Genomic DNA, 19,445 nt, shown 5'->3' on the forward strand with positions numbered 1-19,445 from the left:
TACTCGGAACGGGTCGAGAGCCATGCCGAGATGTCGAAGCGGGTGAACCAGTCTCAGGCGGCTGCGGATTGAGCCAGATGGTCCGCGCCTCTGGTGCCCCGGACGTGGCCAGAGCAAGCGCGGGCCCGACCGCTCATGTGGGCGTCAGATGGCGGGCGTCAGATGGCGGGCGGCCAGAAGGGCGGCGATGCGATCGGTCTCGGCCAGCGGCCTATAGCTCCAGTCGCCGATCGCCCCGTCATAGTCTCGGACCGCGCCTTGGGCGAGCATCGCCGCGTGAAACCGGTCCATCTTGGGGTGGCGGCCAGACAGGCGGAAGGCGTGCACGGGTCGCCCACTGGCGGCGGCTTCCGACACCATGTTGACCGAATCCTCGGTCACAAGAACCGCCTTCGCCAGCCCGAGGATCGCCGGATAGGGGTTCTCGCCCAGCCCGTCCCAGATCCAACATCTGCCCTCCGGCAAAGTGTGCCGCAGCCGTTTGACGAGCGCCGGATCGCTGCGGGGCGACGGGGTGATCATCAGCGACCAACCTGCGGCGACCAGAGCGCCGAGGCGCTGTTCGAGCCGTGCGCTGTCGGCCTCGGTCCATGTGACCTCGCGGGCCGGGCCACCGATCAGCACCGCAAGGCGGGGCTGCGGCAGATGGGCGAACCGCGGTGCCTGCCGCGCGGCCTCTTGCGTGATGCTGATCGCGGTGATCCGTCCCAAAGAGCCCAACACCGGCAGCACGTTGGGCCCGCTCAGCCCGTCGTGCTGCGGCAGCACAACCGCGTCGAAAAGGTTGAAGGGCAGATCGGGGTCCAGCACCATCACCGAGGCCACACGCCGCCCGGCACCGCGCAACCGCCGGGTCAATTCCAGCACCAGCGGTGCGGCGTGGCGTCCGGCTCCGATCACTGCCACGGGGCCGCGTCCGGGCAGCGGCGCGAAAAGCGCGGCACCGCCCTGCAAGGCGACCTCTGGCCAGAAGGGAAGAACGCTGCTGGCCCGGTGCCAGCCCGCGGCGGGCAGACGTCTGGCCCAGCGGCGGATGGCGAAGCGGCGCTCGATAAGATGCGCGCCCGCGTGCCGTTGCAGCGCCTCGGCCAGACCCAGCGCCTGCGCGAGGGTTCCGCCCTCTCCCGTGGTCAGGCAGAGGACCTGTGGCTGGGTCTGTGTGGGCGGAGCGCTGTCCTTCGGCGTCATGGTGTAAGCTTAGCCAAGCCATTGCGCCTGGCAAGCGCCGGGCGCGTCTGGGTGTGTCTGGGGCAATTTCGATGCGGAGGGGTTTGCTCATGTAGCGTAAACTTGCCGATACATGCGCGTGAGCGGAAATTTTCTTGCGGCAGGTTACGCGTCAGGCATGCTGGCCATGCATTGGATGTAAGTGTTTTTCACCGCAGACACGGTCCATTTTAGGGACTTTGCGGCGACGTTTTTCTTCAACTCAGATTTTCAAATGATCCGCCCGCACGAGTATTTCTCGGGAGAGTGTTTTTGGGCAGAACCATAGAACGCATTCTGTTTCTTCTCGATCCGGAGGCTCGCCGCCGCCTGTGGCTGGTGTTCGCGGTCAGCATTGGCATGGGGCTGGGGGATATGGCGGCGGTGCTGTCGATCGCGCCGTTCCTGATGGTTGCCGCCGATCCGCAGGCCGCACTCAGCCACCCGACGCTCAGCGCGCTGCACGACTGGCTCGGCTTCTCCGGCAACACCGGCTTTCTGATCGCGCTGGCGCTCAGTTCCTTGGTGATGCTCAGCGTGGCCATCCTGTTCCGCATCTGGGGCTTTTATTTCCTGCGCGGCTTCGTGCGGCATCAGAGCGTCAGCCTCGCGTCCCGGCTGGTGGCGCGCTACATGCGGGTGCCGCTCGACCGGCGGCGAAAGCGCCACTCTGCGGAACTGGTCGCCAACATCCAGACCGAGGTCGAGCGGGTGGTGAACGGGGTGATGATGAACTCCGTCCGGCTGCTGACCGGGATCAGCACGGCCGTATCGCTGGCGATCATGCTGCTGGTTGTGGAGCCGCGCGCGGCGCTGACCATGGCGCTTCTGCTTGGTTGCGGATATGGCGCGATCTTCGCGCTGGTGCGCGGGCCGATGCGACGGGTCGGGGCCGAACGCATGGGCGCCACGCGTGAGACCGCACGGCTGCTGAGCGAGGCGCTGTCGGGCTCGCGCGAGGTAAAGCTCTACGGCATGGAGCGCAGCTATCTCGAGCGGTTCGAGCGCAGTTTCCGCCGCCGCGCCGAGGCCACCACCACCGCCGATCTGCTGCGCGACATTCCCAAGTCGATCCTCGAGGTGCTGACCTTCGGCACGATGATCCTTCTGGTGATCTGGACCCTGATCGAAGAGGGCGAGGGCAGCAACGCGCTGCCGCTGGTCGCGCTTTACGCCTTTGCCGCGGCGCGGCTGTTTCCGGCGCTGCAGCGCATCTATGCTGCCGCCGCCGCGCTGCGCGGCGATCTGCCCGCGCTGGACGAACTCCATGCCGATCTTGCCGCGACCGAGGCGATGCCGCTCTCGGAGCCGGTAGCGGGGGCCGGGCTGCCACTCGACGAGACGCTGGAGCTGCGGGACGTCAGCTATGCCTATCCCGACGGAACGCGCCCGCTGATCGAGGGGCTCGACATGCTGGTCCCGGCGAAAACCATCGTCGGCGTGGTCGGGGCGACAGGGGCGGGCAAGAGCACCATCCTCGACATGCTGACCGGGCTGATCACCCCCGGCAGCGGCAGTCTGATGATCGACGGCACAAAGATCGACGGTGCCAATCTGGCGCGCTGGCGCGCATCGGTGGCCTATGTGCCGCAGGATATCTGCATGATCGAAGGCACCATCGGCGACAATATCGCCTTTGGCAGCACCGCCCCCGGTGATCGGGACGCAGCGCTGCGGCGGGCGGGCGGTTTTGCTGGGCTGGATGGGCTCATCGCCGAACTGCCCGAGGGCTATGACACGCCGCTGGCCGAGCGCGGCCAGAGCCTGTCGGTCGGTCAGCGCCAGCGCATCGGCATCGCGCGGGCGATGTTCCGCGACCCGTCGCTGCTGGTGATGGACGAGTCGACCAGCGCGCTCGACACGATCAGCGAGGCGGAACTGACAGCGGCGGTGCAGACGCTGCGCGGCAGGATGACCGTGGTGATCGTCGCGCACCGGCTGAGCACCGTGCGCAATTGCGACCTGATCTATGTGATCGGCGGCGGGCGGGTGCTCGAGGTCGGCAGCCATGAGGAACTGACCGGACGCGAGTCGAAATTCCACGCCTTTCACCGGGCCGCCACATGACCGGCGCCCTGCGCCAATCCGGCAAAGACGACGCGCCGGTGCTGCGCGTCGCGCAGGTGATCGGAAACCTGCAGTGGGGCGGCACGCAGGAACTGCTGGTCTATCTCGCCGAGTGTCAGGCGCGGGCGGGGCTGGCGCTGCGCGTCTACGTTCTCTCACCGCCCTGTGCGACGCCCTATGCCGACCGGCTGCGGCAGGCTGGGGCCGAGGTGCGCTTCGTGCCAAAGGGGCGAGGCGGTGCGGCCGGGCAGGTGCTGCGATTGGCGCGGGCGCTGCGGCGCGGCGGCATCCAACTGGCACATGCGCATCTGCGGCTTGCAAATACGCTGACGCCGCCCGCCGGGGCGCTGGCGGGGGTGCCGGTGCTGGGCGGATTGCATCTGCCGCATCCGGGCGGCGGCTACCACGCGCGGGCCGAGAGCCTTGCGCTGCGCGGCCTTGCGCGCGGGGCGATCGCCTGTGCCGACAGCGTCGCCAGTGACAACCGCCCGAGGCTTGGGGCGCTGCCGATTGCGGTCGTGCCCAACCCCGCGCCGCCGCCGCCAGACCTCAGCGCGGTTCTGGCACGCCGCGCCGAGGGCAGGACAGCGGAAGTCCCGGCGCGGTTTCTGGTGGTTGGACGGCTGTCGCCGGAGAAGGGCGTCGGCACGGTGATCGAGGCGGCGCGGCTTCTGGCGGGGCAGGGCGCGGCGTTTCGCCTGTCGATCGTCGGCGACGGGGCGGCGCGCGGCGCGCTCGAGGCACGGGCGGCGGGGCTCGAGGGCCATGTGAGCTTTCTGGGGGCGCGCGACGACGTGCCGGAGTTGCTGGCGCGTCATGACATCTATCTCAGCGCCTCGCGCGCCGAGGGGCTGTCGATCGCGCTGCTGGAGGCAATGAGCCACGCGCTGCCCGCGATTGCCACGCCGGCGGGCAGTGCCTTTTCGGTGCTCGATGACACCACCGGGCGGCGCGTTCCACCGGGGGATGCGGCCGCGCTCGCGGCAGCCATGGCCGAACTCGCGGCAGACGCGGTGCTGCGGCAGCGTCTGGGGCTTGCGGCGCGGGCACGGGTGTTGCGTGCGCACCGGGTCGAGGATTGGAGCGCGGCGCTGGCGCGGCACTATCGCCGCGTCGTCGCCGGGGATTTCCGCCCCGGCGGGGCACCGCGAGGCAGCCCCTATCCAAACCACTGAACTGATCGAAGACGAGAGGGCATCCAGCTACCCGGAGGAGGGGGACACTATGCCGAACACGAATAAGATCGAAAGAAGCGTCAAGTCGGTGCTGCAGGGATCGCCGCTTTATGCGCCTGCCAAAGCGGTGAAAGAGCAGGTGCGCCGGGCGCATTTCTCGCTCGCGCAAATGTCGGACAAAGTGGTCCGCCCGGCGCCGCATGAGGTGTTCCTGAGCCTCACGTCGAACTGCAACCTGCGCTGCGGTGCCTGCTGCTATGGCCGGGACTTCATGCATGGCACGCAACTGCCGTGGGAGATCGGCAAGCAGCTGATCGACGATTGCAAGGAAATGGGGATCGGCAACATCCGTCTTTATGGCGGCGAGCCGCTGCTGCATCGGGACCTCGACAAATTCGTGGCGCGCATCCGCGAGCGCGGTCTGAATATGTATGTCACCACCAACGGGCTGCTGCTGGACAAGAAGATCGACAAGCTGGTCGAGGCCGGGCTTAAGAAGGTCTCGGTCGGCCTTTATGGGCTGGGCGATGACTATGACGAGTACGTGCAGCGCAAAGGCTCGTTCGAGTTGGTGAAGAAATCGCTCACCGCCACCCGTCGGCGCTACAATTCGGACAAGTTGCCGATGAGCCTCGACTGGCTGTTGATGCGCGGCACCGGCAAGCCCGAGACGGTGCGGGACACGCTGCAATTCGCCCGCGATCTGGACATGCAGATCTACATCAACCTGATCCACTATTCGCTGCCCTATTTCGTCAAGAAGGACGGTGCCAGCGACAACCAGCCGTTCTGGTTCGAAGAAGAAGACCGGCCGCTGCTCGAAGAGATCGCCGGGATGTTGCTTGAGGTCAAGAAAAAGGAGCCCGACCTCATCCGCAACACCGAGCGCGGCATCCGCTCGATCCCCGACTGGCTGATCCGCAAAGAGAAGATGCGCTTGCCCTGCACCAGCTACGACATGCTGTGGATCGGACCGGATGGCACGGTGCAGCTGTGTTTTGTGACCTTCAAGATGGGCGATCTGCACAAGCAGCGGCTGACCGAGATGCTGTTCACCGAAAAGCACAAGCAGTTCTCGCGCGATGCGTTCAACCTCAACTGCCCGAACTGCAACTGCGGCTATGACAAGCGGGTGAACCTGCACCGGCAATCGCGGGCGCTCTACACGCCGAGCTGAGCTAGGCTGCCGCCCCTGAGAGGCCCATGAGCGGCGCGGCTGCGCCATGGCGAAGGCCGGTCCTTTGGGACCGGCCTTTTGCCTCTTGATTGGGGCGCGTTACTGGATCGCGGCCTGACGCGCCCGGCGTTTTTCGTCGGCCAGCGCCAGCACCGGGGCGAGCCAGCCGGTGGCGTCGATCCTGTCGCTGAAGAACTCGGCCCCGGCCATCGTGTGGTGGCCATAGTCGGGGAAGTATTTCTCTAGCGTCTCATTGGCCGAGTAGCAGGTCTTCTGAGCGTCGGCACAGATGTAATCCATTCGGTCGAGCACGATCAGGCCGGGGTCCTCGGCGGCGAGCCGGTCGATCTCGGCATTGGCGTCGATCACCCGCTCGTCCTGCTCGCCGCTCTTGTACACATCGAAATATTCGGTGTTCGAGCGTGCGGCGATCGTCGCGCCATCCGTGAGACCTTCGGCATAGGCCTCATGCACGACCTTGTCGAAGATGGTCCATTTGCCACCAAGGTAGGTGGGGAACTCGAAGATGCTTTTGACGATGATGACCCGTTTGCCATCGGCCTCCATCCGCGCCAACAGGTCTTTGAGGATGCTCACGTCGCCACGCCGGTCGTCGAAACGGGTGATGATCATCACCGCGTCGGCTTCGCGGTAGTTGGCCGATTTGAACAGCGGGTTCTTCGGAGTGAGTTCGCCGATCTGCGCATTGAACCGCGCCGTCTGAACCCGGCTTGTGGCCTCGTCGCTCAGATAGAGCAGGTTGAACATATCCTTCGAATGGGAATTGCCCACCAGCAGCAGGCGCAGCTTATCGGTGCCGTCGTCGAACCATTTGCGCTGGTTGTTGCCGTTCTTGCAGTTGCCAAGGCAGTCGAGTTGGTCCGCATAGCTGCGCAGGGTGGTCCATGTGGCCAGCCGCAGGCTGTTGTTGTCGTTCTGGTAGCTGAGCATCGAAATACGCTGGTCGAGCGCATTGTACTGGCCGCTGCGGAAATCGAGCCGGTCATAGGTGTGCACATAAAGCCCCAGCGCGATGAAGGCAGTGATGCCAGTGGCGCTTAGCGTGAACACCCGCAGCCGCGGCACACGCGCCTTGCGCACCGGCGTTTCGATGTATTTCCAACTGGCCCAAGCCAGAAAAAGCGTCAGCGCGATCAGCCCGGCCATCACGTACCAAGGCGGCTCGTAGAGCGCGTTGTGCCGCGCAAAGGCCATGAGCGGCTGGTGCCAGAGGTAGGCGCTGTAAGAGATGAGACCGATGCCGATCATCGGCTTCAGGCTGAGCAGCCGGTGCGCCAGCGTGCCGGGCGCGGCAAAGAGGATGATAAGCGCGGCGCCAAGCGTGGGAGCGAGCGTAGAGAGGCTCGGGGTTGGGGTCTCTGCGTCGAAGCCAAAGATCGCGAAGGCAATGAGGCCAAGGCCGGCAAGAGACAGGATGTTGCGCGTTCCCGATCCCAGTGCCCCCGTTCCCAGTGCCGCCGGACCGCTGCGCAGATAAAAGGCGCACATCGCGCCGATGCCAAGCTCCCACGCGCGAGCGGGCAGCAGGAAGAAGGCGGCCATGGGCGCATGACTGACTTGCCATTGCGCCAGCGCGAGGCTGCCAAGGCAGATGATCCCGAGGCTCCAGACCAGCGTCTTGTGGCCGAACCGCCAGAGCGCCATCAGAAGAAGCGGAAAGAAGATGTAGAACTGCTCTTCCACCGCAAGGCTCCACGTGTGGAGCATGGGTTTGAGCTCGGCTGCCGTGTCGAAATAATCGGCCTCCATCCAGAACAGAATGTTCGAGGAGAAGGACGCCACCGCAACGAGGCTGCGGCAGAAGTCGGTGAAATCCCGGCTCTGCAACAGCAGCCACGCCAGCACCAGCGACACGATGCAGACCACGAAGAGCGCAGGAAGGATACGCTTGGCGCGACGCTCGTAGAACCGCAGGATGCTGAAATCGCCGCGTTCCAGTTCGTCCATGATGATGGTGGTGATGAGATAGCCGCTGATGACGAAGAAAATATCGACGCCGACGAAACCACCACTGAAAAGCTCTGCACCAGCGTGAAAGAGGATGACCGGCAGCACCGCAACTGTTCGCAGGCCGTCGATTTCCGAACGATACTTCATCAGGAAAAGCCCCGATCTAAATGAAAAATACTTAAAATTGGTGGCCGCAAAAACACCGCAGCCCGATTGGTCAAAAGATACATGCGACCCGAATCGTCGCGTCTGAAACACCACTATTATAGCGAGCGCATTGCGCTGGGTTAACCACGTGTCTGTGTCATTGGCGGAACTCGGGGCTCTGCCTGCTTCTGCGCCGGTCTCGGCTGCCGATGCCCAGAGATATAGCTGAATTTTCCGCGCACCTCGCACGCATAGAGTGTGAGGGGGTCCGAAAATAAGGCGAAATCTCCGGTTTTGTCAGAAACGGCGGCGCGGTTGCGGGTGCCCGGTCAGCGCCTCCCAGAAGGCATCGGCGCGCTTTTCGAAGGTGGCGGCGTCGCGGGCGTCGCTCTGGTAGAAGGCGCCCTGCGCCACGCCCGGAGCGTATTCCTGTTCGACCCAGCCGCGTGGGTCGTCATGGGGGAATTTATAGCCCACATGGCCAAGGCTCTCGGCGCCCTTGTAATGAGCGTCGCGCAGATAAAGCGGCACCGCAGCAGGCGGCGCGCTGGTGACATGGCCGAGCGCCGCGCCGATGCCGCGCGTCACCGAACCCGATTTCGGCGCGCGCGCCACATGCAGCGCCGCATGGGCGAGGATAAGCTGGCACTCGGGATAGCCGATCTTCTCGACCGCCTGCGCGGCGGCGACGGCGGTCTGCAGCGCGGTATTGTCGGCAAGGCCCACGTCCTCGGAGGCGTGGATCATGATCCGCCGGGCGATATAGCGCGGGTCTTCGCCGCCATGGATCAGCCGCGCCAGCCAATAGAGCGTCGCGTCGGGGTCCGAGCCGCGCATGGATTTCACGAAGGCCGACACCACGTCGTAATGCTGATCGCCCGAGCGGTCGTGGTTGATCGCCGCCGCCTCATAAGCCTCGGCGATCATCTCGTCGCTGATGGTGACCGCGCCGTCATGTCCGACAGCCAAGCTTTCGAGCGTGGTCAGCGCGCGCCGCGCGTCGCCGCCCGAACGCCCGGCGATGAGCCGCCGCTGCTCGGGCCGCAGACTGACCTTGATGCCCTGCGCCGCCAGATGGTCGACACCGCGCTGCACGACCTCTTCCATCTCTTCGATGCTCAGCGGCTCAAGCTTGAGAATGGTCGAGCGCGAGACCAGCGCGGGCGGCAGCGCGTGATAGGGGTTGCCGGTGGTGGCGCCGACGAAATCGGCGGTGCCTTCCTCGCAGATCGACAGCAGGTCGTCCGCCTGCGTGGCCGAGAACCGGTGCACCTCGTCGACGAAGATCAGCAGCGGACGGATGCGCGCCTCGTCGGCGATCTTGCGCAATTCCTTCACCCCGTCGCGGGTGGCGTGCAGCGGGCGGAACTCCTTGCCCAGCATATTGCCCACCGCGCGGGCGATGGTGGTCTTGCCGATGCCCGGCGGGCCGTAGAGGATCAGACTGCCGAGCGCGTTCGCCGCGATCCGGCGGCGCAGGATAGAGCCCGGTTTCACCAGCTTGGGCTGGCCGATGATGTCGTCCAGCGTCTCGGGGCGCAGCGCAGCGGCCAGTGGGGTGCGGCCAAGCCGGGGGCCGGTGTCGAAAAGATCGCTCATGCTCTGGCCTCATCTGCGGGCGTTGCTTGATGCGCTAGCAGATCACGCCGGGGCGGGCAAATGCGGGCTGATCGGCATATCAATCTTGGTTGTAGCCTCTGTCCTTCGCGCGCCGACCTGCTAGACATTTCCGCAACTTGGCGTGCGCAACGGTACGCCCTTTCTCGACGCCCATCTAAGGAGTGCCCGATGACCGATTATGTCTTTGCCCCGCAAGAAACCCCCAGTGTTGCCGTTGCAGGCAGCGAGGCGCGTTTTCCGCTGCGCCGCATCTTCTGCGTCGGGCGCAACTACGCCGAGCACGCGCGCGAAATGGGCCATGATCCCGACCGCGAGCCGCCGTTCTTCTTCGACAAGCCGATCGACACGATCGCCGAGGCGGGGGACGCCATTCCCTATCCGCCCGCGACCGCCGATCTGCACCACGAGGGCGAGTTGGTCGTCGCGCTGGGGCAGGGCGGTGTCGATATCCCCGAGGACAAGGCGCTGGAGTGTGTCTGGGGTTATGCCGCGGGCATCGACCTGACGCGCCGCGACGTGCAGGCCGAGGCCAAGAAGAAGGGCCGCCCGTGGACCATGGCCAAAGGGTTCGACTATGCCGCCGTCTGCGGTCCGGTGCATCCGGTGGCGCAGGTCGGCCATCTGGACAAGGGCAGGCTGCGGCTGGCGGTGAACGGCGAAGAGCGGCAGAACGGCGATATGGCGCAGATGATCTGGTCGGTGCCCGAGGTGATCGCTTACCTCTCGGGGCTGGTCGAATTGAAGGCGGGGGACCTCATCTACACCGGCACACCCGCTGGGGTCAGCGCGCTGGAACGCGGCGATACCTGTGTGGTCGAGATCGAGGGTCTGGCACCGCTGGAGATCAGCATCGGCTGAGCCGGGCCTCGCAGGTCCGAAACGACAAAGCGCCAGCCCGAGGGCTGGCGCTTTTGTTTTGGTCTCTCTGCCAGCGCGGCGTGTCAGCGTCTGCGGAATTCCGTCCAGATGAACAGCGCCCAGGCGGCGATCATCATCAGGGCCAGACCGGCCCATGTGAGCGCGTAGCTCAGATGCGCATTGCGGAAGCTGACGACCGTCTGCCCGCCGCGCGGCCATGCCTGCGCGTCATCGCCCATGTCCTGATCGACGAAATAGGGCGCGGCCTTCTCGAAGCCTTTAGCCGAGGTGATCGAGCCGATGTCGCGGCGGTACCATTGGCCATTCTCGGGGTCATTGTCGCGCGAGAAGAGCCAGCCCTCGCTTTCCGAGATGCGCAGCAGGCCGGTGACCGTCTGTTTGCCCTCGGGCGCGTCGCGCGTGGCGGGGTTTTTCAGCCGCTCCGGCACCAGCCCGCGGTTGACCATCACCACGGTGCCGTCGTCGCGGCGCAGCGGGGTCAGGATCCAATAGCCGGGGCCGAAGTCGGCGGGGGTGTAAATCTGTACTTCCTCTTCGTTGAGGAAGGTGCCGCTCAGAGAGACATGGAGGTATTCGGCGCTCTCGGCGGTGATCCCGGCCCAGTCGTCCGGGACGGGGGCGGGGACGGGCGCGGCATGGACGCGCGCCTCGACCCTCTCGATAAGGGCGACCTTCCAGTGCAGGCGCTGAACCTGCCAGATCGCCAGCGAGGTGAAACCGACGAGAGCCGCCAGTGCCACCAGTGTGACCGCAATGATGAGCGGCCAGCGGCGGCGCTGCGCGCCGGGCTTATGCGCCGCCGCCGCGCTCATCAGTTGTGACCTTCGTGGCCGCCGGACATGCTTGCGCCCGGCGTGGCTTCGGAATCCATCACCATGTTGCCTTCGCTCATCGGCATCATGTTGGCGTTCATGTTGTGCATGACCCAGAGCGAGCCTGCCAGAACGATGCCGACGATGACCACCGCAAGAACGGTGGCTGCCATGGTCCAGCCGCCTTCATTGTCGCTCTTGAGGTGCAGGAAATACACCAGGTGAACGATGATCTGGATCGCGCCCAGACCCATGATGATGGCGATCAGCCAGGTCCGCGACATGTCGCTTTCCATCATGACCAGCGCGAAGGGGATGACGCTGAGGATCACCGCGAGGGCGAAACCGGTCATCAGCGTGCCCATGGTGCCGTGCGATGCTTCGGAATGTGCGCTCATCAGATCAACCTCACCAGATAGACGAAGGAGAACACCCCGATCCAAACCAGATCGAGGAAGTGCCAGAACATGCTCAGCGTCGAGAGGCGCTGCATGTTGGCCGGGATCATGCCCTTCATGCGGATCTGGGCGATCAGCACGCAGAGCCAGATCAGGCCTGCGGTCACGTGCAGACCGTGGGTGCCGACCAGCAGGAAGAAGGCCGACAGGAAGCCCGAACGGTCAGGGCCCGCGCCGATGTGGATCAGGTGACGGAATTCGTAGACTTCCATCCCGATGAAGCCGAGGCCCAGCACGCCGGTGATCACCAGCCACAGGGTGGTGGCGTCCATGTCGTGCTTTTCCGCCTTCAGCATGGCAACGCCGAAGGTGACCGAGGAGAACAGCAGCAGCGCCGTCTCGATGGCCACGAAGCCCGGCTCGAACAGGTCTTTCGGACCCGGACCGCCGGCGAAGTTGTTGCCCAGCACCGCATAGGTCGCGAAGAGCGATGCGAAGATGATGCAGTCGCTCATCAGGTAGATCCAGAACCCGATGGGCGTGGGGCTCTCGTGGTGATGATCGGGGTGGTGGTCGGGGCCCGCAGGCCCCTCCACTCGTCCGGTCAGCGGAGTGTCAAGCATGGTCATGCTGCACCTCCCTTCGCTTCTTTTTCAGCGACGGTTGCCGCCGGGATCCAGTGATCCTGATTGTAGTTGAAGGTATGCGCGATGGTGGTCGCGATCATGCCGATGAACGAGATCGCGGCGAGCCACCAGATGTACCAGATCATCGCGAAACCGAAGACCAGAGCCATGGCGGCGACGATGACGCCGGTGGCCGTGTTATTCGGCATGTGGATGTCGTGGTAGCTGGTGGACCACTTGAAGCCGTCCTGCTTCATCTTCCAGAAGGCGTCGCGGCCGGTGACCACCACGTCCTGCGGGAAGTTGTAGTTTGCGGGCGGCGACTGGGTTGCCCAGTCGAGGGTGCGCGCATCCCACGGGTCGTTGCCGCAGGCCAGTTCCTTGCGCCGCATGATCGACACGGCGAAGTTGATGAAGCCGCAGGCGATACCAATGGCGATCAGCACCGCGCCGAAGGCGGCGATGATGAAGTAGATCTGCCACGCCTGATCCATGTAGCTCTGCAGACGGCGGGTCACGCCCATCAGGCCGAGCGCATAGAGCGGCATGAAGGCGAAATAGAAGCCGATGCACCAGAACCAGAAGGTGCGGCGTCCCCATTTGTCGTCCAGCTTGAAGCCGAAGGCCTTGGGCCACCAGAAGGTGACGGCGGCATAGACCCCGAACACCACGCCGCCGATGATGACGTTGTGGAAGTGGGCGATGAGGAACAGCGTGTTGTGCAGCTGGAAGTCGACCGGCGGAACCGCCAGCAGAACACCGGTCATGCCGCCGATGGCGAAGGTCACGATGAAGCCGGTGGTCCAGAGCATCGGCACTTCGAAGCGCACGCGGCCCTTGTACATGGTGAACAGCCAGTTGAAGACCTTAACCCCGGTGGGCACCGCGATGATCATCGTGGTGATGCCGAAGAAGGTGTTCACATTGGCGCCGGAGCCCATGGTGAAGAAGTGGTGCAGCCACACGACGAAGGACAGCACCATAATGCAGGCGGTCGCCCAGACCATGGTCTTGTAGCCAAAGAGCGGCTTGCCCGAGAAGGTCTGCACGATCTCCGAGAACACGCCGAAGATCGGCAGGATCAGGATGTAAACCTCGGGGTGACCCCAGATCCAGATCAGGTTCACATACATCATGGCGTTGCCGCCAAGATCGTTGGTGAAGAAGTGGAAGCCAAGGTAACGGTCGAGCGTCAGCATGGTCAGCGTGGCGGTCAGCACGGGGAAGGCTGCCACGATGAGCACGTTGGTGCAGAGCGCGGTCCAGGTGAAGACCGGCATGTCGAAGAGCTTCATGCCCTTGGCGCGCATCTTGAAGATGGTTGCCAGCAGGTTCACGCCCGAAAGCGTCGTGCCCACACCGGCGATCTGCAGCGCCCAGAGGTAGTAGTCGACGCCCGGCCCGGTGGAGAAGGCCGATCCCGACAGCGGCGGGAAGGCCAGCCAGCCGACACGTGCGAACTCACCGATGAAGAGCGAGATGTTCACCAGCAGCGCGCCAGCCACCGTCATCCAGAACGAGAAGTTGTTCAGGAAGGGGAAGGCCACGTCGCGGGCACCGATCTGCGTCGGCATGACGTAGTTCATGATGCCGGTGATGAAGGCCATCGCCACGAAGAAGATCATGATCACGCCGTGGGCAGTGAAGACCTGATCGTAGTGGTGCGGGGGCAGGTAGCCCTCGGCGCCGCCAGCCGCCATGGCCTGCTGCGCGCGCATCATCAGCGCGTCGGCAAAGCCGCGGATGAACATGATGAAGCCAAGCACCATATACATGATGCCGATCTTCTTGTGGTCGACGCTGGTGATCCAGTCACGCCAGAGCGGACCCCAGAGCTTGAAGTAGGTCATCAGGACCAGCGCGACGAGGCCGCCCAGAACGATGGCCGAGAAGGTGCCGACAAGGATCGGCTCGTGGTACGGAATCCAGTCGAGAGTCAGCCGGCCGAAAATCGGCGACCAGGTCTCGGGGGCTTGGACATGTGCTTCAGTTGCCATGCTGCGCCTCTCCCTCGTGGGTGTTCATCGACAGCTTGTCGCTGTCATCGTGAGTGTCGTGCGCCGGTGCCGCAGGCTCGGACGGCGTGCCGATCAGGTTGCCGAAACCATCGACTGCACGCTGATCGTCGTACTCATACTTGTGCTTGTCGCCGATGCCAGCGAGGCCGCCGCCACCCTGTTCGTCCTGCATCATCATCTGATCCATGCAGACCTTGCCCTGCTCGACGCAGAGGCCGCGGATGCGGTCGAAGAGGCCGTCGTCGACAGCGCTGTAGTACTGCACGTCAGCATCCATCGTCGGCTTTTCGAGCTCGAGGTAGGCGTCGCGGGTCAGCGCGTCATCCGATGCGCGGGCTTTCTCGACCCACTGGTCGAAGTCGGCATCGCTCATCGACTCGGTGTCGAAGTGCATTTCGGCAAAGCCCGGGCCGTTGTAGTGCGCGGCCTGACCGAAGAAGGTGCCTTCTTCGTCTGCGATGAGGTGCAGCTTCGTCTCCATGCCGGCCATGGTGTAGATCATGCCGCCGAGCGCGGGGACCGAGAAGGTGGTCATCACGGTCGAGGAGGTCAGGCGCAGGTTCAGCGGACGACCGGCGGGAACCGCCAGTTCGTTCACCGAGGCGACGCCCAGCTCGGGGTAGATGAACAGCCATTTCCAGTCGAGGGACACGACCTCAACTTCGAGCGGCTCGCCGATCTCGGTGCCGATCTCCGTCGCTTCGAGCGGACGGTACGGGTCGAGACGGTGGGTGTAGATGTAGGTGTAGACGCCAAGGATGGCGACGATGATGATCGGCACGCCCCACAGCACATACTCCAGACGGGTGGAGTGCGACCAGTTGGGGGCGTAGTCGGATTGATCGGGGCGGTCTGCGCGGTAGCGCAGCGGGAACCACACGGCCATGAAAATGACCGGGATGATCACGATCAGCATGAGCAGGGTCGAAATGACCAGCAGATCACGCTGCTCGGCGGCCACCCAGCCCGACGGTGCAAGCACGTCGTACTGGCATGCCGACAGGCTCGCGACCGCTCCCAGCAGGATCGGAATTTTGAACGATAGTCTCAAGTCAGCCTCGCAAGTCTTTCCGGGCTGACGGAGTGAGAGGAGGAGGCCAGCCCGGGAGAAGAGTTCGGGCGCACTCAGCACGGGCGCGTCCGGTAAAGGTGGCACGCGCGTAGAATGCTGCGAGCGCGAACCGAATAGGTCATTCCGTCGCACATATTTGCCGATCAGCTATCCGTGACGGAACGTGCGGCGCGGCGACTCGTTCACCGCGCGCGCTGGAAATAGACCGGGAAAGTGCGTACTTTCTAGCGAAAACATGCGGAAAGCCGCACGATTTTCTCGCGGCTGCAGCATCGCGAAACCGGCAATTCCTTGCCGTCATCTGCAGCTTGCGAAGTTTTCGCCGGTAAAACTGACACAAAAAATTGAACAAGTCCCACCACGACTTGCGTGGCTTCGGCGGCGAAAGATGCGCAAATGACCTGCGGGTTCCCGCAACTGCGCCGGCCATACCGGCAAGGATTCGCCGGCGCTTGGCTGCCCTTTGGGAATGGTCTAAGCCAGCTTCAAGCGGACCGCAGCAGCAGGGCCGCATGACACAGACCCATGCCCACAGGAGCGCCTGCCTTGTCCGAAGCCCCCCAGATCACCGCCTTTGCCGCCGCACTGCAGCAATCTCACGCCTCCGGGCAGCGGTTCGTGCCCGAGACCGGCATGGCGCTGCCGCGTGACCGTGCCGAATGTCTTGCCGTGCAGCAGGCCGTCTCCGAGGCGCGCGGCGCAGTCGCAGGGTTCAAGGTCGGGGCCGGGACGGGCGCGCTTGCTCCCACCGTGGCACCTATTGCTGCAGCCGATGTGGTGGCCAGCGGCGGGGTGGCGAAGACCCGCGATCAGCTGGGCATCGAGCTGGAAGTGGGCTTCGAGCTTTTAAAGCCGCTGCCCGCCGCGGGCCTGCCCGAGCCGGTGCAAGAGTATTTCGCGCCGCGCGTGGTGATCGAACTGGTGGACACCCGTCTTGAGGGCGAAGCGGCCTCCGATCCGGCGCTGAAGCTGGCGGATATGCAGATCAACGCGGGCATGGTGCTCGGTCCGCGACTCGAAGATTGGGACGGCAGCGATTTTGGCACCGTGGCGGGGTGGTGCGATGCGGGCGAGACGCGCCTGCTGGACGGCGAGGCGACGGTGCCCGGAGGTTCGGCGCTGGCCAACCTCGGGCTGCTCTGCGAGGTGCTGGGCGATCACTGCGGCGGTCTGCAGCCGGGGCAGGTGGTGATCACCGGCTCGCTCTGCGGGCTGCCCTATTTCCCTGCCGGGACCGAGGTGTCGGGCCGTATCGAGGGGCTGGGCGAGGTTTCCGTGACGCTGGCCTGAGCAGGCCACGCGCCCAAGGCGACAAGGAAAAAGGCCCGGCGATTGCCGGGCCTTTTGCTTTGGGTGGGTCTGGGCTCAGGCTGGGCTCAGGCGGCGCTCAGCGCAGGTAGGTCATCGGATCGACGCTGTCGAACCCCTTGCGAACCTCGAAGTGCAGGAAGGCGGGGTCGGCGGCGCGGACCGAGCCGATGGTCTGGCCACGGCTCACCGCATCGCCTTTCTTGACCTGCAGCCCGTCGAGATGGGTGTAGATCGACAGCAGCTCGTCGGCGTGACGGATGACCACGATCTGCACGTTCTCGGTGTTGCGGGTGATCGCCGCGACGGTGCCGCTGGCTGCGGCCTTCACGGCGCTGCCCGCTGGGGCCGAGATGTCGATCCCCTCGTTCTTGCCCTTCGAATACTCGCGCACGATCGAGCCGTTCACCGGCATCGCCATCACCGCGTTGGAACTGGTCGCGGCGGCTTGCCCGATGTCGGCGACCGGCTTGGCGGGGGTGCTTGCGGCGCTGGCGGTCTGCACCGCGCGCGAGGGCTCGTCCTGCGGCAGCGGCTGGCTGGCAGAGGGCGGCTGCGGCGTCGGCGAGCCGCTCCCCGGCGAGACGGTCACGCGCTCGGCGCGGGTGCCCTGTTCCTCGACCACGGGGATCAGCAGATACTGGCCTTCGCGCAGGGTGAAATTGGCGTCGAGCCCGTTCCATTCGCCCAGCGACTTCGGCGTCACACCGTAGAGACGGGCGATGGTATAGGCGGTCTCGCCGCGCTGCACCTTGTGGCGGATCGGCTCGGTACCGGTGGCTGCGGTGCTGCCGGTGGGCGCGGGGGCCAGCGTCGAGGAGGTGACGGTGGTGGCGCGCGACGGCGTCGTGGTGGGGGCGCTGTCGATGGCGTTCCCGGCCAGTGTGGCGATATCGACGTTGCCACCGGTGGGCTCGGCCACGCGGCGCGGCAGGGCGAGCACCTCGCCGTCGCGCAGCACATCGTCCGCCTGCATGCCGTTGTAGCGCGCAAGCTCGCCCGCGGGCAGGCCGACGCGGCTGGCGATGGCGGCGACACTGTCGCCGCGGCGGGCCACGGCCACCTGATAGTTGGGGTAGGAGATCACGCCGCGGGCGTCGGGCGCGGGGCGGTCGGCGGTGCTGGCGGCGAGCGCCGCCTGCGAGGTGTCCACCGTGCCACCCATGCGGCCGCGCATGTCATAGTCGAGCGGACCCGAGCAGGCCGCCAGCAGGGCGGCTGCGGCCAGCGGCCCGGCGAGGCGGGCGGCGGAATTGCGGAGGCTGTCGTCCATCTGTCTCGATCCTCAACTGCGCCCCTTGTCCCGGGGCGTCTCGTAAATCTGCTTCGGGTGGCGGTCAGCTCTCTCTGGCCAGACCTTCCACCAGCGGCACGAAGCGCACGGGGCGCAGCTCGTCATAGTCAAAGCCCTGTTCCGTGCGCGTCACCCGGATGAGGTGTTGCACGGTGTCGGACTGCCCCACGGGCAAGACCATGATACCGCCAATCCGCAGCTGGGCCAAGAGCGGGCCGGGAGGGTCCTCGGCGGCGGCGGTCACCAGGATGCGATCAAAGGGCGCTTGGTCCTGCAGGCCAAAGCTGCCGTCGGCGGTGAAGGCGGTGATGTTCGACAGATCGAGCGCGTCAAAGACCTTGCGCGCCTCGACCACCAACCTGCGATGACGGTCCACGGTATAGACGCGCCGGGCCAGCTGGCTGAGGATCGCGGCCTGATAGCCAGAGCCGGTCCCCACTTCGAGCACCTTGTCGCGGTTCGACACGTTCAGCGCCTGGGTCATCAGCCCGACGACCGAGGGCTGCGAGATGGTCTGCCCGCAGGGAATGGGCAGCGGCATGTCCTCATAGGCGCGGTCGGTGAAATAGCCCTTCACGAAGAGCCCGCGGTCGATCTTTTCCATCGCCTCGAGCACGAGGCTGTCGGTGACCCCGCGCGAGCGCAGGGCAAAGAGGAGCTGCATCTTGGCTTCTGCGTCGAAACTCATGCGAAGGCATCCTCCAGCCCCGCAAGTGCGTCATGGGCGGTGAGGTCGGCGCGCATGGGCGTGACCGAGATATAGCTTTCGAGGTTGGCGGCGGCATCGGTGCCCGCGGGCGCGGGCTGGCGCTGGTCGCCGCCCCGTATCCACAGGAAGCGCCGCCCCGAAGGCGACATATGCGGCTCTACCGCGTAGTTGGTGCCAGCCCGGCGGCCCTGCGGCACGACGCGGGTGCCCAGAACTTCGGCGGCGGGGCAGGGCGGGAAGTTGACGTTCCAGAACAGCCGGTAGTCGCCATCGGATTTCGTGCCCGAGGCAAGGATACGGCGGACCACCTCGGCGCCATGGGTGGCAGCGCCTTCGAAGGGGTTTTCCAGCTCGCGGGTGCGCGGCCCGAGGTATTGCGACAGGGCGATCGACGGCAGCCCCTGCAGTGCGCCTTCCATGGCGCCACCCAGAGTGCCGGAATAGAGCGCGTTCTCTGCCGAGTTGTTGCCGCGGTTGACCCCCGAAAGCACCAGATCGGGCGGGCAGTCCTTCATCACATCATGCAGACCGGCAAGCACGCAGTCGGCAGGGCTGCCCTCGGCGGCCCAGCTGCGCGGACCCATCTGCGCGATCATCATCGGATGGGTGTAGCTGATGCAATGGGCGACGCCCGACTGCTCGAAGGCCGGGGCGACGGTCCAGACCTCGCCCTCGGGCCCGGCAACCTCTTCGGCGAGGGCCTGCAGAACGGCGAGGCCCGGAGCGTTGATGCCGTCGTCATTGGTGATGAGAATGCGCATGGATTGGGTCCCTGTTATGGGACTTGCATAGGGAATGGCCTGCGGCGGGGCAAGGCGCAGCGCAGCCGCAAAGCGGCGCTGATGCGATCCGGTCTCAGGTGTGTCTCAGAAGTAGCGAAGCGCGCCTCTTGGCAAGGCAATGGGCGCAGGGCCGAGGGGCGCTGTGGATGCGCCCGCTTAGGCCACTGGTCTCAGCTTTGACGGC

The 19,445-nt window shown here is 65.3% G+C and carries 16 protein-coding genes; 5 read left to right on the plus strand and 11 right to left on the minus strand.

What is annotated here, in order from left to right:
• Positions 1–144: 144 nt before the first annotated feature.
• Positions 145–1,188, minus strand: a complete 1,044-nt coding sequence (locus G0A00_RS14450) for a mitochondrial fission ELM1 family protein (protein ID WP_164182568.1) — start codon at positions 1,186–1,188, stop codon at positions 145–147.
• Between the two features lie 291 nt (positions 1,189–1,479).
• On the opposite strand from G0A00_RS14450, the gene G0A00_RS14455 reads away from it, so the two are divergent.
• From G0A00_RS14455 to G0A00_RS14465, 3 genes are read left to right on the plus strand one after another with little or no spacing between them, the layout of a single operon-like run.
• Complete coding sequence (locus G0A00_RS14455; protein WP_164182566.1) at positions 1,480–3,273, plus strand: ABC transporter ATP-binding protein; 1,794 nt, start codon at positions 1,480–1,482, stop codon at positions 3,271–3,273.
• Positions 3,270–4,448, plus strand: a complete 1,179-nt coding sequence (locus tag G0A00_RS14460; RefSeq protein ID WP_164182564.1) for a glycosyltransferase — start codon at positions 3,270–3,272, stop codon at positions 4,446–4,448. The genes G0A00_RS14455 and G0A00_RS14460 overlap by 4 nt, the downstream gene beginning before the upstream one ends.
• Positions 4,449–4,497: 49 nt before the next feature.
• Positions 4,498–5,625: a radical SAM protein gene (locus G0A00_RS14465; protein WP_164182562.1), complete on the plus strand. Its 1,128-nt coding sequence runs from the start codon at positions 4,498–4,500 to the stop codon at positions 5,623–5,625.
• 99 nt (positions 5,626–5,724) lie between these two features.
• On the opposite strand, the gene G0A00_RS14470 is transcribed toward G0A00_RS14465, so the two are convergent.
• Together G0A00_RS14470 and G0A00_RS14475 are read right to left on the minus strand one after the other, a co-directional pair.
• Positions 5,725–7,743, minus strand: a complete 2,019-nt coding sequence (locus G0A00_RS14470; protein WP_164182560.1) for an acyltransferase family protein — start codon at positions 7,741–7,743, stop codon at positions 5,725–5,727.
• 297 nt (positions 7,744–8,040) lie between these two features.
• Positions 8,041–9,342, minus strand: coding sequence for a replication-associated recombination protein A (locus tag G0A00_RS14475; RefSeq protein WP_164182558.1), 1,302 nt, complete (start codon positions 9,340–9,342; stop codon positions 8,041–8,043).
• A gap of 189 nt (positions 9,343–9,531) precedes the next feature.
• On the opposite strand from G0A00_RS14475, the gene G0A00_RS14480 reads away from it, so the two are divergent.
• Positions 9,532–10,221: a fumarylacetoacetate hydrolase family protein gene (locus G0A00_RS14480; RefSeq protein ID WP_164182556.1), complete on the plus strand. Its 690-nt coding sequence runs from the start codon at positions 9,532–9,534 to the stop codon at positions 10,219–10,221.
• Positions 10,222–10,304: 83 nt separating this feature from the next.
• Here the strand turns inward: G0A00_RS14480 and G0A00_RS14485 are convergent, their stop codons facing one another.
• The 5 genes from G0A00_RS14485 to cyoA are packed head-to-tail and all read right to left on the minus strand — an operon-like array spanning position 10,305 to position 15,147.
• Entirely contained in the window at positions 10,305–11,054 is a 750-nt protein-coding gene (locus tag G0A00_RS14485; protein WP_164182555.1) for an SURF1 family protein, read from the minus strand.
• A complete protein-coding gene (gene cyoD, locus G0A00_RS14490) occupies positions 11,054–11,452 on the minus strand; it encodes a cytochrome o ubiquinol oxidase subunit IV (protein ID WP_164182554.1) in 399 nt (132 codons plus the stop codon). Before cyoD ends, G0A00_RS14485 begins: the two co-directional genes overlap by 1 nt.
• On the minus strand, positions 11,452–12,075 hold the full coding sequence (gene cyoC, locus G0A00_RS14495) for a cytochrome o ubiquinol oxidase subunit III (protein ID WP_164182580.1): 624 nt from the start codon (positions 12,073–12,075) through the stop codon (positions 11,452–11,454). Before cyoC ends, cyoD begins: the two co-directional genes overlap by 1 nt.
• Before the next feature lie 2 nt (positions 12,076–12,077).
• Complete coding sequence (gene cyoB / locus G0A00_RS14500) at positions 12,078–14,075, minus strand: cytochrome o ubiquinol oxidase subunit I (RefSeq protein WP_164182553.1); 1,998 nt, start codon at positions 14,073–14,075, stop codon at positions 12,078–12,080.
• Entirely contained in the window at positions 14,065–15,147 is a 1,083-nt protein-coding gene (gene cyoA / locus G0A00_RS14505) for a ubiquinol oxidase subunit II (RefSeq protein WP_235953111.1), read from the minus strand. Before cyoA ends, cyoB begins: the two co-directional genes overlap by 11 nt.
• A 567-nt stretch (positions 15,148–15,714) precedes the next feature.
• Between cyoA and G0A00_RS14510 the strand changes: the two genes are divergently transcribed.
• Positions 15,715–16,458: a hydratase gene (locus tag G0A00_RS14510; RefSeq protein ID WP_235953110.1), complete on the plus strand. Its 744-nt coding sequence runs from the start codon at positions 15,715–15,717 to the stop codon at positions 16,456–16,458.
• Positions 16,459–16,555: 97 nt separating this feature from the next.
• Here G0A00_RS14510 and G0A00_RS14515 read toward each other — a convergent pair whose 3' ends face one another.
• The 3 genes from G0A00_RS14515 to surE form a co-directional block, all read right to left on the minus strand.
• Positions 16,556–17,749: a LysM peptidoglycan-binding domain-containing M23 family metallopeptidase gene (locus G0A00_RS14515; RefSeq protein WP_164182551.1), complete on the minus strand. Its 1,194-nt coding sequence runs from the start codon at positions 17,747–17,749 to the stop codon at positions 16,556–16,558.
• A gap of 64 nt (positions 17,750–17,813) precedes the next feature.
• Complete coding sequence (locus G0A00_RS14520; RefSeq protein ID WP_066105432.1) at positions 17,814–18,458, minus strand: protein-L-isoaspartate(D-aspartate) O-methyltransferase; 645 nt, start codon at positions 18,456–18,458, stop codon at positions 17,814–17,816.
• Positions 18,455–19,240 carry a 5'/3'-nucleotidase SurE gene (surE, locus tag G0A00_RS14525; protein WP_164182550.1) on the minus strand — a complete coding sequence of 262 codons (786 nt, stop codon included), beginning with the start codon at positions 19,238–19,240 and terminating at the stop codon, positions 18,455–18,457. The genes G0A00_RS14520 and surE overlap by 4 nt, the downstream gene beginning before the upstream one ends.
• Positions 19,241–19,445: the final 205 nt, after the last annotated feature.

Source organism: Salipiger sp. PrR002 (genome assembly GCF_010500775.1).
GTDB lineage: Bacteria > Pseudomonadota > Alphaproteobacteria > Rhodobacterales > Rhodobacteraceae > Salipiger.